The 16,737-nt window shown below is 73.5% G+C and carries 13 protein-coding genes and 1 pseudogene; 8 read left to right on the top strand and 6 right to left on the bottom strand.

Annotated elements, in window-relative coordinates; translation table 11 throughout:
- Positions 1-10 precede the first annotated feature (10 nt).
- Both mug and proP read left to right on the top strand, forming a co-directional pair.
- Complete coding sequence (gene mug, locus ACH4FX_RS38750; protein WP_398486198.1) at positions 11-604, top strand: G/U mismatch-specific DNA glycosylase; 594 nt, start codon at positions 11-13, stop codon at positions 602-604.
- Positions 605-925: 321 nt separating this feature from the next.
- A complete protein-coding gene (gene proP, locus ACH4FX_RS38745; protein WP_398486259.1) occupies positions 926-2,455 on the top strand; it encodes a glycine betaine/L-proline transporter ProP in 1,530 nt (509 codons plus the stop codon).
- Positions 2,456-2,595: 140 nt separating this feature from the next.
- Here the strand turns inward: proP and ACH4FX_RS38740 are convergent, their stop codons facing one another.
- A complete protein-coding gene (locus tag ACH4FX_RS38740; RefSeq protein WP_398486197.1) occupies positions 2,596-3,048 on the bottom strand; it encodes a hypothetical protein in 453 nt (150 codons plus the stop codon).
- 202 nt (positions 3,049-3,250) lie between these two features.
- Here ACH4FX_RS38740 and ACH4FX_RS38735 point away from each other — a divergent pair, with 202 nt between their 5' ends.
- Positions 3,251-4,408 carry an ROK family protein gene (locus ACH4FX_RS38735; protein ID WP_398486196.1) on the top strand — a complete coding sequence of 386 codons (1,158 nt, stop codon included), beginning with the start codon at positions 3,251-3,253 and terminating at the stop codon, positions 4,406-4,408.
- 170 nt (positions 4,409-4,578) lie between these two features.
- Complete coding sequence (locus ACH4FX_RS38730) at positions 4,579-5,403, top strand: alpha/beta fold hydrolase (RefSeq protein WP_398486195.1); 825 nt, start codon at positions 4,579-4,581, stop codon at positions 5,401-5,403.
- A 45-nt stretch (positions 5,404-5,448) separates the two neighbouring features.
- Here the strand turns inward: ACH4FX_RS38730 and ACH4FX_RS38725 are convergent, their stop codons facing one another.
- Positions 5,449-5,817 (bottom strand): VOC family protein, encoded by a 369-nt coding sequence (locus tag ACH4FX_RS38725; RefSeq protein ID WP_398486194.1) that lies wholly within the window; start codon positions 5,815-5,817, stop codon positions 5,449-5,451.
- Between the two features lie 116 nt (positions 5,818-5,933).
- On the bottom strand, positions 5,934-6,689 hold the full coding sequence (locus ACH4FX_RS38720; RefSeq protein ID WP_398486193.1) for a GntR family transcriptional regulator: 756 nt from the start codon (positions 6,687-6,689) through the stop codon (positions 5,934-5,936).
- A gap of 219 nt (positions 6,690-6,908) precedes the next feature.
- On the opposite strand from ACH4FX_RS38720, the gene ACH4FX_RS38715 reads away from it, so the two are divergent.
- The gene (locus ACH4FX_RS38715) at positions 6,909-7,661 is read left to right on the top strand and encodes an aspartate/glutamate racemase family protein (protein WP_398486192.1); all 753 of its coding nucleotides are present in this window, start codon (positions 6,909-6,911) and stop codon (positions 7,659-7,661) included.
- Here ACH4FX_RS38715 and ACH4FX_RS38710 read toward each other — a convergent pair.
- A complete protein-coding gene (locus tag ACH4FX_RS38710; protein ID WP_398486191.1) occupies positions 7,652-8,539 on the bottom strand; it encodes an RNA polymerase sigma-70 factor in 888 nt (295 codons plus the stop codon). The two genes, ACH4FX_RS38715 and ACH4FX_RS38710, sit on opposite strands and share 10 nt — an antisense overlap.
- A gap of 390 nt (positions 8,540-8,929) precedes the next feature.
- On the opposite strand from ACH4FX_RS38710, the gene ACH4FX_RS38705 reads away from it, so the two are divergent.
- Complete coding sequence (locus ACH4FX_RS38705) at positions 8,930-10,546, top strand: alkaline phosphatase D family protein (RefSeq protein WP_398486190.1); 1,617 nt, start codon at positions 8,930-8,932, stop codon at positions 10,544-10,546.
- A gap of 156 nt (positions 10,547-10,702) precedes the next feature.
- On the top strand, positions 10,703-12,094 hold the full coding sequence (locus tag ACH4FX_RS38700) for a GNAT family N-acetyltransferase (protein WP_398486189.1): 1,392 nt from the start codon (positions 10,703-10,705) through the stop codon (positions 12,092-12,094).
- Positions 12,095-12,246: 152 nt separating this feature from the next.
- Here ACH4FX_RS38700 and ACH4FX_RS38695 read toward each other — a convergent pair whose 3' ends face one another.
- Positions 12,247-13,629 (bottom strand): carbohydrate-binding protein, encoded by a 1,383-nt coding sequence (locus ACH4FX_RS38695; RefSeq protein ID WP_398486188.1) that lies wholly within the window; start codon positions 13,627-13,629, stop codon positions 12,247-12,249.
- 266 nt (positions 13,630-13,895) lie between these two features.
- A pseudogene (locus tag ACH4FX_RS38690) lies at positions 13,896-14,831 on the bottom strand (LysR family transcriptional regulator); the annotation flags it as partial.
- A gap of 206 nt (positions 14,832-15,037) precedes the next feature.
- Here ACH4FX_RS38690 and ACH4FX_RS38685 point away from each other — a divergent pair.
- Entirely contained in the window at positions 15,038-16,732 is a 1,695-nt protein-coding gene (locus ACH4FX_RS38685; protein WP_398486187.1) for a DUF885 domain-containing protein, read from the top strand.
- Positions 16,733-16,737: the final 5 nt, after the last annotated feature.

Raw genomic sequence — 16,737 nt, 5'->3', positions numbered from 1 at the left:
CCTCGCTGACATGGGATTCACTCCCGAGGAACTGCAGGCCGCGCGCGGCCGCCTCGTCCCCGACGTGGCGGCGCCCGGCCTGCGGGTGCTTTTCTGCGGTATCAACCCCGGGCTGGTCTCGGCCGCCACCGGCCACCACTTCGCCCGGCCCGGCAACCGCTTCTGGCCCACCCTGCACGCGTCCGGGTTCACTCCGCGGCTGCTCAAGCCCGCCGAGGAGGACGACCTGCTGGCCTACGGCCTCGGCATCACGAATGTCGTGGAACGGGCCAGCGCCCGGGCCGACGAGCTGACCGCGGAGGAGTTCCGCGTGGGCGGCCAGCGCCTGGTCGAGAAGGTGAAGCGGCTGCGGCCGGAGTGGCTCGCGGTGGCCGGGGTGACGGCCTATCGGGTGGCTTTCGACGACAAACACGCCAGGGTCGGCCCGCAGGAGCGGACGATAGGCGACACCCGGATCTGGGTGCTGCCCAACCCGAGCGGTCTCAACGCGCACTATCCGCCGGCCGCGCTGGCCAGGGAGTACGCGCGGCTGCGGGTCACGGCCTTCCCCGAAGACGCGGAGCACGCCGGGGACGTCGAGGAAGGTGACGTCCGGGACGTGTGAGTCCCGCGTTACGGGTAAGGCGTGCGTTGTGTGTAGGGCGCACGAGGTGGTGCGGTCCTGCGGAGCGTTGCGGCCGTACGGGCGCGTTGCGCCGTATGGGTACGGCCAGTGAGCCGATAAGCCGTCAAGCGTTCCGTTGGCCCCATTCGTGTCGTTCCTATGCTGGTTGTGCCGATTTCGACCTTTGCGTTGATACTCGGAGTTACCGATGTGCCGCTCAGCCCCTAGCGACAGGACGAGATGACTACCGGTCAGCCTCAGCCGCCGCGTGTCCGGCGGAACAAGCGGTCGGACGGAGGAAGGAACTCCGACACCGACCGGCTGCTGCGTACCCTGCTGCGCCGCCGCAAACGCCAGCTCAGTGTCGAGGAAGTCACGGTCACCGACAGACCGCAGGTACGCCGCGCGGTCACGGCGGCCGCCCTCGGCAACATGATGGAGTGGTTCGACTTCGGGGTCTACGCCTATCTGGCGGCCACGATGGGCAAGGTCTTCTTCCCTTCCAGTTCCCCGGCCGCCCAGCTCGTCTCCACCTTCGCCACTTTCGCCGCGGCCTTTCTCGTGCGGCCGCTCGGCGGTCTGGTCTTCGGGCCGCTGGGCGACCGCATCGGACGGCAGCGGGTGCTGGCCGCCACGATGATCATGATGGCGATCAGCACCTTCGCGGTCGGCTTCCTGCCCGGCTACGACTCCATCGGCTTCGCCGCTCCCCTGCTGCTGCTCCTCTGCCGGCTGGTGCAGGGCTTCTCGACCGGTGGTGAGTACGCCGGCGCCACGACCTACATCGCCGAGTACGCGCCGGACAAGCGCCGGGGGTTCCTCGGCAGCTGGCTCGACTTCGGCACCTTCGTCGGCTATGCCCTCGGCTCGGGCCTGGTCACCGTGCTCACCGCCGTACTGGGCACGGACGGCCTGGAGGACTGGGGATGGCGCATCCCCTTCATGGTGGCCGGACCGCTCGGCCTGATCGGTCTCTACATGCGCATGAAGCTGGAGGAGACCCCGGCCTTCAAGCAGGAGGCCGAGGCGGCACGGCAGCAGGCCGAGGCCACCGGGCCGGAGGGCGCGCCCGTCGAGGAGGCCCGGCAGTCGGGCAAGGGCCGGCTGAAGGAGATCTTCACGCAGCACTGGGAAGCCGTGCTGATCTGTATGGGGCTGGTGCTGCTGTACAACGTCACCAACTACATGGTGACCTCCTATCTGCCCACCTTCATGACCGAGACGCTCGGCGAGGACGCCACGACCGCGCAGCTGCTGGTCCTGGGCACCATGGTGGTCGTCGCGCTGACGATCACGACCGTGGGCCGCACGTCGGACCGGTGGGGCCGGCGGCCGGTGTTCATCGCCTCCAGCGTCGCGCTGGTGGCGCTCTCCTATCCGGCCTTTCTGCTGATCCGGCAGGGCGGCATCCTCTTCCCGGCGTTCGGCTGCCTCATCCTGGGGCTGCTGCTGGTGTGCTTCGCGGGCACCTCCGCCTCCACGCTGCCGGCGCTCTTCCCCACCCATCTGCGCTACGGCGCGCTGTCGATCGCGTTCAACATCTCCGTGTCGCTCTTCGGCGGTACCACTCCGCTGGCCGCCTCCGCGCTGGTCGCGGCCACCGGCAGCCACATGATCCCCGCCTACTACCTGATGGTGGCGGGTGTCATCGGCTTCATCGCGGCCTTCTTCCTGCACGAGACGGCCGGCAAGCCGCTGCGCGGCTCCGGGCCGATGGTCGAGACCCCGGAGCAGGCCCGCAGGCTGGTGGCGCACAGCCGGACCGAGGCCGGGCGGCAGGCCCGCGACATCTGGATCCGGCTGCGCCACCCGTGGGCACACCGCGACAAGCAGGACGAGCGGAACAAGTAGACCGAGCAGGAACGACGAGACGGCCGCGCCGGCACGGTACGCGCGCGGCCCCCGCACCCGACGGCCCCGGGACGGGTGGCGGCGGTGCGGCCGGTCCGCGACGGTCGGGCGGCACCGGCGCCGCCACCCGTCCCGTGTGCTCAGCGCACCGCGTCCGCCCGGCCCACCGCCGCCAGCAGATGGAAGACCGGCATCTCGGAATCGCCCTCCCCCAGGCCGACCGCGATCCACCGTCCGTCGGCACGCCAGGCGTGCACCCGCGGCACCTGGCCGCACAGGACGTCGAGCGGCGGCCGGACGGGCATGCCCATCGCCACCCGCTCCAGGTGTTCCGCCAGATCCAGCACCTCGGGCTCGCCCCAGCGTAAGCAGAGCGCCGATATGAGTCCCTCCAGCTCGGCCCGGTACTCCTGCGCGGTCTCCGCGACGTCCACGGGGTCGGCGTCCCAGAGCTGCTCGTCGGCGCGCAGATGGGCGACGTGGAAGCCGGGGCCGCTCTCGACCATGGCGGAGCGGACCGGCTCGGCGGGGAACTCCCGGTCGCGGAGGATGTCGATGGCGGTGAGGTGCTGGGCCGTGGTCACGTTCGTCATGCCGTCAGTAAACCGCGGGGGTCTGACAATTGGCTCCGCGTCAGGCGCGGCGGCTGCCCGCCGGGGCGGGCGGGCGGCGGACGCGGTGCCGGCCCCGGCCACCGCGCGGCCCCCGGCCGTGCCCCGCCGGCCGCCCGGGACTCGCCGCACACCGGCTGACCGGCTACGATCCGCCACACACGCAATGCGAGGGAGACGGACGTTGGGGCGGCTAACCGGCGGGGACCCCTCCCTGCTGCGACGGATCAACTCCGCGGTGGTGCTGCACGCGCTGCGCGCCGCCGACTCCCCGACGCTCACCCACCTCGTGGAGGTGACCGGCCTGTCCCGGCCCACCGTCGAGGGTGTCGTCGAGGGCCTGATCGGGACCGGCCTGGTGGTCGAGGCGCCCGCCGACGAGGGCGTGGCCCGCCGTCAGGGCCGCCCGGCCCGTCGCTTCCGCTTCCGTACGGAGGCCGGGCACCTCCTGGGCGTCGAGATCGGCCCGCACCGGGTGGCCGCGCTGCTGTCCGACCTCGGCGGGCGGGTCCTCGGCTCGGCGCAGCGCACGGTCGAGGAGACCGCGCCCGCGGACGAGCGGCTGGAGAAGGTACGGGCCGCGGTGGCCGAGCTGCTGCGGCGGGCGGGCGTGGCCCGGAGTTCGCTGCGGGCGGTCGGAGTGGGCAGCCCCGGCATCGTGGAGGCGGACGGCACCGTACGGCTGGGGACGGCGCTCCCGGACTGGACCGGGCTGCCGCTCGGCGACCGGCTGCGCCGCTCGTTCCGGTGCCCCGTTCTCGTGGAGAACGACGCCAATGCCGCCGCGGTCGCCGAGCACTGGAAGGGCGCGGCGGCCGGCTCGGACGACATCGTGTTCGTCCTCGCGGGTCTGAGCCCCGGCGCCGGTGCCCTGATCGGCGGACGGCTGCACCGTGGCTTCGGCGGCGCCGCCGGGGAGATCGGCGCCCTGCACCTGCTGGGGCGGGAGGCCACCCCCGAGAAACTGCTGTCCACGACCGGGCAGCCGCTGCACCCGCTGGACGAAGCGCAGGTCGCACGGGTGTTCGCGCTCGCGCGCGACGGTGACGCCCGGGCCCGGGACGCGATGGACCGTTTCCTCCAACGCCTGGTGCACGACGTCGCGGCACTGGTGCTCGCCCTCGACCCGGAGCTGGTGGTGGTCGGCGGCTGGGCCGCCGGCCTGGACGACGTACTGAAACCCCTGCGCGCCGAGCTGGCCCGCTACTGCCTGCGCCCGCCCCAGGTGGCCCTGTCCGTACTCGGCGAGGCGGCGGTGGCCACGGGGGCCCTGCGGCTGGCGCTGGACCACGTCGAGGGCGAGCTGTTCGCGGTGGAGGGCACGGTCACGGCCCGGCGCTGAAGTGACGGACAGCCCCGCCCACGCACTCCCCCGCGACATCCTCCTCCTGCGCACGGCGCGACACGGGGCGTTGTCACACCCCCCGGCTAATGTGCTGAGCAGTTGCCCCGGGCCGCGCCGAGCAGGCGCTGCGGGGCCGGTCAGATGCGCTGCGAGCCGGGGAGAGAGCGTTGAGCGAGGGAGAGGGTTCGTCCACGTACCCGTCGTCCGCGGGATACGCGCGGATCAACGGACTGAATCTGTACTACGAGGTCCACGGCACGGGACAGCCGCTGGTGCTGCTGCACGGCGGGCTGCTCACCATCGATCTGACCTTCGGCGGCATACTGCCCGCGCTCGCGGCCACGCGGCAGGTCGTCGCCCTCGAACTGCAAGGGCACGGACACACCGGTGACATCGACCGCGAGCCGGCGCTCCGCTACCTGGCCGACGACGTGGTGGGCCTGCTGGACCACCTCGGAATCGGCCGGGCGGACCTCTTCGGCTTCAGCCTCGGCGGCCTGACCGCCCTCCAGCTGGCGGTCACCCGGCCCGCGCGCGTGCACCGCCTGGTGCTCGCCTCCACGCACTACCGGCCCGAGGGCTACCACCCCGAGATCCTCGACCCGTACGCACGGCCCGGCTCCCCGCGGATGCCCACCGAGCGCGACTTCCAGGAGATGTACGAGGCGTATGTGGAGGTCGCGCCCGACCCGGACCGTTTCGAGGCGTTCGCCGAGAAGCTGCGGCCGACGGTGCGCCGCTTCGAGGGCTGGTCCGCCGAGACCCTGGCCGGCCTGGCGGCGCCGGTCCTCCTGCTGGTCGGGGACACCGATTTCGTCCGGCTGGAGCACGCCGTCGAGATGCACGGTCTGATCCCCGGCTCACAGCTCGGCGTGCTCCCGGGCACGACCCACCACAACCTGCCGCGGCGCGCCGACCTCGTCGTACCGATGGTCGAGGCATTCCTGACGCCGCCTCCGGAGCCGGTTCCGCCCCCGTCGTCGGCCGGTTGAACCGCGTACGGGCCGGGCAGCGGCAGCAGGCGGCACGGCCCCGGCTCAGCCGTGGCTCGTGTCGATGACGCAGAAGCGGTTGCCCTCGGGGTCGGCGAGCACCACGAAATCGGGGTCGGCCGGGTAGCGGTCCCAGTCGACCCGCCGGGCGCCCAGGGAGACCAGCCGTTCGACCTCGGCGGCCTGGTCGGCCGCGTCACCGGCGTACAGGTCCAGGTGGACGCGCGGATGTGCCTGGACCGGCGTCCCGCTCAGCCCGATCGCGACCTGCACGCCAGGGCCTTCCGCGGGCCTCAGCACCACCCAGTCGTCCTCGATCTCGTCACGCGGGACGTACCTGAGGGCGTCCATCCAGAAGGCGGCGGCCCGCCGCACGTCCGAAGCGCCCAACACGACCGAACCGATCTTCAGCATGCGCCGATTCTCGCGGACGGCACCGCCGGACGGCGACGCCATTTCCGCACGGTGCGCCCCCGCCTGCGGCCCCTGAGCGCAGCCCGCCGCCTGCGGCCCCTGACCGCAGCCCGTCCCTAGCCGGCCAGGACCGTGACCCCCGCCTCGCTCTCGTTGTCGCCGAAGGTGAGCCGGCAGGTGTCGGCGCGGTACGTGGACACGGCGACGGCCGCGGTGCGGCCGTCCGCGAAGTAGCGGGTGGTGACGACGAGGACGGGGGCGCCGGGCAACCGGTCCAGTTCCTTGGCGTCGTCCGCACGGGCCGAGCCCAGCTCCACCGCCCGGTCCTGGCCTTGCAGTTCGAGCTGCTGGAGCTCGCGGAGCACGGCGCGGGCGCGGGCCGGGGCGTCCACGGCCGCACCTGCGGCGGCGCCCGGCACGGAACGGACGGGCACGTACAGCTGCTCGGCCGCCACCGGCTGACCGTGCGTGACCCGGCTGCGGTGCACGGTGTGCACCCGCTCGCCGGGCGTCAGCTCCAGCAGACGCGCCACGGCCGCCGGGACCTTCGGCGTCTCGACGGCGTCGACGGGCTGCCAGTCGTCGCCGGGTCCGCCGGGCCAGGTGTGGTGGGCCGGGTCGACGGCCACGCCCACGCGCGGGGGCGCGACGGTCGTGCCGACACCGCGGCGGCGCTGCAGGCGGCCTTCCAGTTCCAGTTGCTCCAGCGCCTGCCGGAGCGTGGCCCGCGCGACGCCGAACCGCGCCGCCAGCTCCCGCTCGTTGGGCAGGATCTCGCCGACCGAGAACTCCGAGTCGAGCGCCTCGCTGAGCACGGTCTTGAGGTGCCAGTACTTCGGCTCCGGAGCCGTTTCGAGCTGCGTGGTCCCCACCCTGTCCTCCGCCGTGGCCGTCTTCCCGACGGGGCTGGTCCCCGTCGGCGGCGGGCCCGTCCCGAGCCCGCGTGCGCGCCCGGATATGAGCGCTTCTTTATTAAAGGTTGTTGCAGTATCCCTGTGACGATATGGCCGCTTCCACCCTTGGTCAAGACCAATGGGCCGATCCGTTCCCGGGCCGGTGCCCGGCAGCGACGGGCGGTTACGCTCGCGATCATGCTCACGCTGCTGCACACCTCGCCCGTGCACGTCCCGGTCTTCGAAGCGCTGCGTGACGAGGACGCTCCGGGGCTGGGCCTCCGCCATGTCGTACGCCCCGACCTGCTGGACCGGGCGCGGGCCGAGGGTCCGGAGGCGGTCGGGGCGGCGGTACGGGACGTGCTCGCCACGGCTGCCGCGGACGGGGCGACAGCGGTCCTGTGCACGTGTTCGTCCATCGGCGCGGTCGCCGAGGCGGCCGGGGCGGGCCTCGGCCTGCCCGTTCTGCGTGTGGACCGGCCGATGGCCGCGGCGGCCGTCGCGGCGGGGCCGCGCGTCATCGTGCTCGCCACGGTGGAGAGCACCCTGCGGCCGACCGCGGACCTGGTCGCCGAGGAGGCCGCCCGGGCCGGCCGGCAGATCACCGTCACCACCCGGCTGGTGCCCGGCGCCTGGGACCTCTTCCAAGCGGGCGACGCGGAAGGGCACCTGACGGCGGTCGCCGCGGCTGTCCGCGACGCGCAGCGTGCGGTGTTCCCGGACGGCGGGCACGACGGCGGGCGGGCGAGCGCCATCATCCTCGCGCAGGCGTCGATGGCACCGGCCGCGGAACGGGTGGAACGGGAAACGGAGAGCGGGGGCGCGTACGGGGTCGTGCTGTCGAGTCCGCGGCTCGGGCTGCGGGCAGCGGTACGGAGGCTCCAGGACGAGCCGCTGTCGGCCGACGCCGGACGGCGGCCCGCCCGTACCTCCGCAGCCGGTCAGGCCTGAACGCCGAGCGACGCCAGCTTGTCCGGGTTACGGATGATGTAGACGGTCTGGATCCGGCCGTCCACCACGTCGAGCTGGAAGACCGAGTCGGGCCGGCCGGCAGACAGCACCACGAGTGCCACACCGCCGTTGAGCTCCATGAAGACGAACTCGGCCGACGGGATGCCGCCCCGGGACGCGCCCACCACGAAACGGCCGACCTTGTCGGCGGTCTCGATGACCCGCAGCGGCGCCTTGGCCTTGCCGCCGCTGTCGCCGACCAGTCGTACGTCGTCGGCCAGCAGGTTCAGCAGCCCGTCCAGGTCCTCGCCCGCAGCCGCCGCGAGGAAACGCTCGGTCAGGTCGCGCTGCTGGGCCGGATCGACCTCGAAGCGCGGCCGGCGCTCCTCGACGTGGCGCCGCGCGCGGCCCGCGAGTTGGCGTACCGCCGCCTCGCCGCGCTCCAGGATCGTGGCGATCTCCGCGTACGGGTAGCCGAACGCCTCGCGCAGCACGAACACCGCGCGCTCCAGAGGGGAGAGCGACTCCAGGACCACCAGCACGGCGAGGGTGACGGATTCGGTGAGGACGGCGCGGTCGGCGGAGTCCGGGGCGGCGTCGGCGAAGTCGGTGGCCAGCGGCTCGGGCAGCCAGGGCCCCACGTACGCCTCGCGGCGCGCCTGGGCCTGCCGCAGCCGGTCGATGGCCAGCCGGGTCGTCACGCGCACCAGGTAGGCGCGCGGCTCGCGGACCTGCTCGCGGTCCGCGGACGACCAGCGCAGCCACGCCTCCTGGACCACGTCCTCGGCATCGGCCACCCGGCCGAGCATGCGGTAGGCCACGCCCATCAGTACCGGGCGGTGTTCCTGGAAGGCATCGGTCACGGAGTCGGTCTGCACGCTTTCATCCCAGCGGGCGGACCGGTCGTTGTCCAGCGGAAACGATCGGAAAGGAGCGCTTGCGGACGTGGTGTGCGGCACACTGCGCAGGAGGGCGGCGGCGAAGGGCCGAGCCCGGAGTTCCGCCCGGACCGCCGTTCAGAGCCCGCTGCGACCATGGGACCGGAACGTCGCGCGAAGCGACCGGTTTCCCACCAACCTTGGCGGCAGACCGCACCGTACTGTTCACCGATGACGCATCAGGTGCCCCGCTGACCCTTGTCCGGAGCGGCCCGGCGAGGCCGACCACTCCGGGCACCCCTGGAGTTCACCACCCGTTCGGCCGCGCGGCACCGCGCTCCGGTACGAACGGGACAACAGCAAGATCGGGCGTAGTCACGGAGGTTTCACATGGCGCAGGGACCCGGCAGAGCCGTCGGCCGGCGGTCGGTGCTGCACGGGGCGGCGGCCGGTACCGCGGCGCTCGCCCTCCCCGCCGTCGCGAACGCCACGGGAGCGAGCGCCGCGTCCCGGGGCGCGGGCGCGCCCGCGCTGGTGCGGTCCGGGCGGCCGGGCGCCCCGTGGGGCGTGCAGGCCGGGGACGTGACGGCCTCGTCCGGGCTGGTGTGGGTGCGGTCCGACCGGCCGGCGCGGATGATCGTGCAGACCGCGGCGACCGAATCGTTCCGGGGCGCCCGTACCTGGCACGGCCCGCTGCTCGGCCCCGGTACGGACTTCACGGGCACCACCGCGCTGCACGGGCTGCCGTCCGGTGAGCAGATCCACTACCGGGTGCTGCTCGCCGACCCGCACGATTACCGGCGGACGGGCGAGCCGGTCACCGGTACCTTCCGCACCGCCTCGGACCGGCGCCGGGACGGCGTGCGCTTCACCTGGTCGGGCGATCTCGCCGGGCAGGGCTGGGGCATCAACCCGGACCGCGGCGGCTACCGGATCTACGAGGAGATGCGCCGTCGCGACCCGGACTTCTTCCTGTGCAGCGGTGACAACATCTATGCCGACAGTCCGATCGAGGCCAGTGTGCGACTGCCCGACGGCCGGATCTGGCGCAATGTGACCACCGAGGAGAAGTCCAAGGTCGCCGAGACGCTGGCGGAGTACCGCGGCGCCTTCCGCTACAACCTGCTGGACGCCAACCTGCGCCGCTTCAACGCGCAGGTGCCCACCGTGATCCAGTGGGACGACCACGAGGTGCGCAACAACTGGTACCCGGGCCAGATCCTCGACGACGACCGGTACACGGAGAAGGACGTGGACGTGCTCGCGGCGCGTTCGCTGCGGGCGTTCCGCGAGTACTTCCCCATCCGTTCGCTCCGCCCGGACCGGGGCGGGCGGGTCTACCGGGTGCTGCACCACGGGCCGCTGCTGGACGTGTTCGTGCTGGACATGCGGACGTACCGGAACGCCAACTCCCCCAACCGGCAGCCCGACGACCGGCAGGGCATCCTCGGCGCCGAGCAGCTGGCATGGCTGAAGCGGTCGCTGGCGCGGTCCCGCGCGGTGTGGAAGGTGATCGCCGCCGACCTGCCGCTGGGCCTCGTGGTCGCGGACGGCAAGACGGACTTCGAGGCGGTGGCGCAGGGCGATCCGGGCGCGCCGCTGGGCCGGGAACTCCAGATCGCGGAACTGCTGCGGTTCATCAAGCACCGGCGCGTCACCGGCACGGTGTGGCTCACCACTGACGTGCACTACACCTCCGCCCAGCACTACGACCCGTCGCGCGCGGCGTTCCAGGACTTCGCGCCCTTCTGGGAGTTCGTGTCGGGGCCGCTCAACGCGGGCGGCTTCCCGGCCGTGCCGCTGGACGGTACGTTCGGGCCCGCGCAGCCCTTCGTCAAGGCGCCGCGGCGGGCGAACGTCTCCCCCGCCGAGAGCCCGCAGTACTTCGGCGAGGTGGACATCGACGGGGACGGCGGCGAACTGACGGTACGGCTGCGGCAGGACGACGGTCGGGTACTGTTCAGCCGGGTGCTGCAACCGGGACGGGTGGGGCAGCCGGGCAGGTAGGGCGCGCCGCGCCCGGGAGAGCGCCCCGGTGAACGCCCGGGAGAGCGCCCGGCTGGACGCCCGGCGCAACCTTCGCTTTTCACCTCGAATGCCGCCTTTACCCATCGGTCACAGAGCGTTCGCGATCAGGCAACACCGGTCGGTGAGGCTGGCCGTATGACCGACACGACATCTGCCAGGAGCTCCCGCCGCCACCACTGGCGGCGGGAGCTGGTCGAGCTGGCGGCCCTGTTCACCGCCGTGGCGGTGGCGGACGCCCTCGCCAACGCCATCGCGCACGGCCCGTCCGGCCCGGCGCTGCTGTGCTGCTCCGCGGTGGTGCTGGTCGCCACGGCCGGGTTCCACACGTGGTGGTCACGCCGCCACGAGCACGCGCCGCCGCCGACCGATACCGGCGCCGCAGCACCGGTGGCCCCCGCCGTTCCCCACGAGGAGCGGCAGGAGACGGAGCTGTGGCGGATGCGCACGACCGTCCGGGACGAGCCGGGCACCCTGGCCGCACTGTGCACGGCGCTGGCCGGGCACGGCGTGGACATCCTGAGCCTGCAAACCCATCCGCTGTCGGACGGGACGGTGGACGAGTTCCTGCTGCGCGCCCCCGCCGCCCTGCCCGCCGCCGAACTGACCCGCACGGCCGCCGCCGCGGGCGGCGCGCACACCTGGCTGGAGCGGGCGGACGCGCACGACCTGGTGGACGCCCCCACCCGGATGCTGGGCCTGGCCACCCGTACGGCCCTGGACTCCGCGGAACTTCCGCTCGTGCTACGCCAGTTGCTGGGGCGCTGCACCATCCGTTCGGTGCCCGCGCGGTCCCGGAACGGGCAGCGGCTCGCCGAACCGGTGCCGGACGAGGGCATCCTCGAAGAGCACACCATGAGGTTCCGCGACCCGTCCGGGGGCTCCGTCACCATCGAACGCCCGCACCTTCCCTTCACGCCCACCGAGTTCGCGCGGGTGCGGGCGCTCGTCGAGCTGGACACCCGGCTCGGCCAGCGGGTGCCGCCGCGCCGCGACGTGCTGACGCTGCCCGAGGGCAACCCCATCACGGTGCGCCGCGCGGACGCCTCCGACCTGGCGGCGGCCCGTGAGATGCACGGCCGCTGCTCGGCGCGGACGCTGGAGATGCGCTACCACGGCCCGGTCGCCGACGCCGAGCGCTACCTGAACCACCTGCTCAGCCCCCGCTTCGGCCGCACGCTGGCGGTCGAGACCGCGTCCGGGCGGCTGGTCGCGCTCGGACACCTGCTGTGGGACGGCGAGGAGACCGAGGTGGCGCTACTGGTCGAGGACGCCTGGCAGCGGCGCGGCATCGGCGCGGAACTGCTGCGCCGGCTGGTCGCCATGGCCGCGGACGCCGGCTGCACGAGCGTGTACGCGGTCACCCGGGCGTCCAACACCGGGATGGTGGCGGCGATGCGCGGCCTGGGGCTGCCGCTGGACTACCAGATCGAGGAGGGCACGCTGGTGATCACCGCCCGTCCGGCCGGGCTGCCCGTACGGCCGCGGACGGCCCGGACCGCGCCGGACGCCGGCCCGCGCGCGACGTGACGGCAAGGGCCGCGCGCGATACCGGCGCGGACGCAGAAGTGGGGCCGGCCGGTACGCGAGCGCTCGTACCAGCCGGCCCCGGGCGGTACGGAGACCGGTGCGGATCGGTGCCGTACCTCAGTGGTCCTCGGTGGCCCTCAAGGCCGTCGTCCTCAGGCCTGCTCCCAGAGGGACGGCGCGTTCGCCGGCTCCCAGCCGGGCTGGGCCTGGTGGCTCTGGAGGCAGCGGTAGGTGAGGCCGTCGTACGTCACCTGGGCGCCCGCCTCGTAGACGGTCCCGGCGGCCCAGGTGGTCCCGCCCGGCTGGCCGGGGCCGGGGTCCTCGGAGCCGCTGGTGCCGGTCTTCAGGGTGAGGCCGTAGCCCTGGAGCAGCGGGTTGATGGGCTGGTAGAAGGTGGTGCCGCCGGAGCGGCAGTTGCCGGAGCCGCCGGAGGTGACGCCCTGCGCCTGGCTGCCGGAGATGAAGGAGCCGCCGGAGTCGCCCGGCTCGGCGCACACCGAGGTCCGGGTCACCCCGCTGACGGTGCCCTGCGGGTAGGTGACGCTGGTGTTGTGCTGCTGGATGGTGCCGCAGTGCCAGCCGGTGGTGGAGCCGGAACGGCAGATCGAGGCGCCGACCGCCGCCTGGGTCGAGCCGGCCACCCGGACGTTCTGGCCGCCCTGGCCCTTGACGTACGGCGTCGCGGTCCAGTTGCTGTTGGTGGCGACCCAGGCGGTGTCCCGGCCGGGGAAGGTGGACGCCTGGAAGCTGCCCTGGGCCACCTGGTTGTAGCCGGTGGTGGAGGTGCCGGCGCGTCCGCAGTGGCCCGCGGTGGCGAAGCCCTGCTGGCTGCCGCGGGTGATCGCGAAGCCCACGGAGCAGCGGCCGCCGCCCATGTAGTACGCGTCACCGCCGCGGATGTCGTAGAGCGGGCGCGGGCGTTCGGCGGTCGCGCCCACGCTGACCAGGGAGCGGTCGGCGCCGCTGGCGGCGACGAAGGCCCGGGCCGCCGCGGGGTCGGCGGCCCGCAGCCGTACCGTGTTGGTCCGGACGTCCACGGCCCACGAGGACGCCTCCGGGGCCGCGCGGTGCTGCGCCGCGCGGTCCAGCCGGGACTTGGCGGCGTCGAGCCGGACGAGCGAGTGCGGCACGTGGACGGCGCGGGCGCCGGCCGCCCGGACGGCCGCCAGGAGCGCGGTGTCGGTGGTGGCCACGGTGAGCGTGCCGGATTCGGTGCCGCTGACCCAGGCACCGGCGAACGATGTTCCCAGCGCGTTCTTCAGGTGTCCGGCGACGGCGCCCGCTGCCGCCTCGTTGGTCAGCCGGCGTTCGGCCTGCTCCCGGCTCAGGCCGAGGTCACGCTGCATCGCCCGGTACACGGCGTCGGAGGTGGCACCGACGGACAGGGTCTCGGCGGCCGACCGGTGGGGGGCCTGCGGTGTCGTCGAGTCGGCCCGTATCTGGGCTGCCGCGGAACCTGGCAGCGCGGTCAGGACGAGCGCGCCGACGGCGGCGATGACGGCACACGCGCTGGCTCGGGCGTGTCTGTGGCGCATCGGGGAGGTCTCCTCGGTCTCGGGGGGTGGAGGTGCCGAAACCGTAGGAGCCGTGCGACGGCCCGCAGAAGATGTCAGTTGTCCTTCTGCGGGATGTTATGGATACCGCGAAGGAACCCTGGGCAGTCGGTGACTTCCGATGACGGCGGTCCGTCTGCCGGATGGCCGGACGCCTGCGGACGGGCGTGCTCCGGAGGCGGGCCGTCGGCGGCCCCCGATGGGCCGGGGTGGGCCGCCCCCGGTGGTCCGGGATCGGCCGCCACGCGGTGGGCGGCGAGCCACCGCGTGTAGCTCTCGCTGCGTGCGGCGGCGTCGGCGTGGGCGGCGCGGGCCTGGGCGACGACCTCGGGCGCGGAGTTCGCGGCAGGGGTCCCCGGGTGCCAGCCCACCAGGTGGCGCCAGGTCAGCGGCGTACCGGCCAGCGGTCTGGTCACCATGCCGGGAGTGGGCGGCAGGGTCGCGCGGCACAGCCCCACGGCGCGTCCTACCTGGACGAGGTGGATGCACGACGCGGTGTCCGTCTCGTACACCCGGGCCGGGGTGAAACCGGCGCGGGCGCAGGCGAGGGTGAAGCAGTCCGCGAAGCAGCCGTCGCCCGGTACGTCCGCCCAGGCCTCGGCGGCCAGTTCGGCCAGGCCGATCTCGCGCCGGCCGGCCAGCGGGTGGCTGTCGGCGAGCATGACGAAGACCGGGTCCACCGCGATCTCCCGCCAGCTGAGCCGTTCCGGCTCGGGTGCCGGGGCCTCGCCGCAGGCGCCGATCAGCGCGAAGTCCAGGCGTCCGGCGGCGACCGACGCGGCGATCTCGCGTTCGGACCAGGTGGTGAAGGTGGTCACCGGCACGCCCGGGTGGGCGGTTGCGAGCCGGTCCACCAGCCCGCCCAGCAGCGGGCCGTGGGTGCCGCCGAGCCGGAAGCCGGTCATCCTGCTGCCGGCGCTGCCGAACCGTACGGCTTCCTGCTGGAGCTCGCTGATCGCGGGCAGCACCACGCGCGCCCGGTCGAGCACGAACTCGCCCAGCGCCGTGGGCCGTACCCCGAAGCGCCCGCGTTCGAAGAGCTTGCCGCCGAGGGTGCGCTCGATCCGTTTCAGCTGGGCGCTCAGGGCGGGCTGGGCCAGGCCCAGCCGGGCGGCGGCCTTGGTGAGGCTGCCCGCGTCGGCTATCGTCCGGATCGTCTTCAAATGCCGCAATTCCAGGTCCATTCTGCGAGCTTGGGGCGTCCGCTCCGGCCGGAGCAAGGGTTTGGCCCGGACCAATGAAGGCGGCCCGGAGGCCGTCTTCTCTCTTCCGGTGGAGCGGGCCGGCGGGCGCGTTCCCCGTTCGCCCTGCGCGGACGCGGCACCCCGGGGGCCTGCGTGCGGCGCGCTGCTGATGACGTACCGGGGGCTTCCGTACGAGGATGGGCCGCATGTCCCACACCACTGCTTCCGACAGCGCCCCGCTCCCCCGCCAGGTCGCCGACACCTATGTCGACGCCCTGGTCGAGCTGGACCCCATCACCGGCACCTTCCTCGGCGTCCCGGAGAGTTCGAGCCGGCTGCCCGACTTCTCGCCCACCGGCCAGGAAGCGGTGGCGCAGCTCGCCCGTACGACGCTGGACCGGCTCGCCGAGGCCGAGCGGCGGCCGGGCGCGGACAGCGAGCGCGAGCGGCGCTGCGCCCGGCTGCTGCGCGAGCGGCTGACCGCAGAGTTGGCGGTCCACGAGGCGGGTGAGGGGCTGCGCACGGTCAGCAACCTGCACTCACCGCTGCACGCGGTGCGCGAGGTCCTGACGATCACGCCGGTCGACACGGACGACGACTGGGCGGCGCTCGCCCAGCGACTGCGGGCCGTGCCCGCCGCGCTGGAGGGCTACCGCGCCGCGCTGGAGGCGGGCCTGAAGCGGAACCTGCCCGCCGGTCCGCGCCAGGTCGCCACGGTCATCGGCCAGTTGGACACCTGGATCGGCACCGACCGCAGCTGGTTCGCCGACCTGACCGAGCCCGGCCCCGAAGCGCTGCGCGCCGAGCTGCACACGGCGGCGTCGGTGGCGACCGGCGCGCTGGTGGAGCTGCGCGACTGGTTCCGCGGCCGGTACGCGCCCGCGATCGAGGGCGCGCCGGACGTGGTGGGCCGGGAGCGCTACGCCCTCCTCGCCCGCCACTTCAACGGCACCGACCTGGACCTGGACGAGGCGTACGACTACGGCTGGTCGGAGTTCCACCGGCTGCACGCCGAGATGGTCGAGGAGGCCGGGAAGGTGCTGCCCGGGACGAAGTCCCCGTGGGAGGCGCTGTCCTGGCTGGACGAGAACGGCGAGGCCGTGGTGGGCGTCGAGGAGACCCGCCGGTGGCTCCAGGCGCTGATGGACGAGGCCATCGAGGCCCTGGACGGTACGCACTTCGACCTGGCGGAGCGGGTCAAGCGGGTGGAGTCGCGGATCGCCCCGCCCGGCGGTGCCGCCGCGCCGTACTACACCAGCCCGTCGCTGGACTTCTCCCGCCCCGGCCGGACGTGGCTGCCGACGATGGGCCAGACCCGCTTCCCGACGTACGACCTGGTCTCGACCTGGTACCACGAGGGTGTGCCGGGCCACCACCTCCAGCTGGCGCAGTGGGCGCACGTGGCCGAGGACCTCTCGCGCTACCAGACGGCGGTGGGCATGGTCAGCGCCAACGCCGAGGGCTGGGCCCTGTACGCCGAGCGGCTGATGGACGAGCTGGGCTTCCTGACCAGCGCCGAGCGCCGGCTCGGTTATCTGGACGCGCAGATGATGCGCGCGGTCCGCGTCGTCATCGACATCGGTATGCACCTGGAGCTGACCATTCCGGCGGACTCGCCGTTCCACCCGGGCGAGCGGTGGACGCCGGAGCTGGCGCAGGAGTTCTTCGGCCGGCACTCCAGCCGTTCCGCGGACTTCGTGGAGAGCGAGATCGTCCGCTACCAGGGCATGCCGGGCCAGGCCATCGGCTACAAGCTGGGCGAGCGTACGTGGCTCAAGGGCCGGGAGGCGGCCCGGCAGCGGCACGGCGCGGACTTCGACCTCAAGGCGTGGCACATGGCCGCCCTGTCGCAGGGCTCGCTGGGGCTGGACGACCTGCTGGCCGAGCTGTCGCGCATCTGAGGCGG

It is taken from the genome of Streptomyces sp. NPDC018019 (assembly GCF_044327805.1).
Taxonomy (GTDB): domain Bacteria; phylum Actinomycetota; class Actinomycetes; order Streptomycetales; family Streptomycetaceae; genus Streptomyces.
Note: the sequence above shows the minus strand (reverse complement) of the source record. Positions and strands in the feature narration are given on the sequence as shown.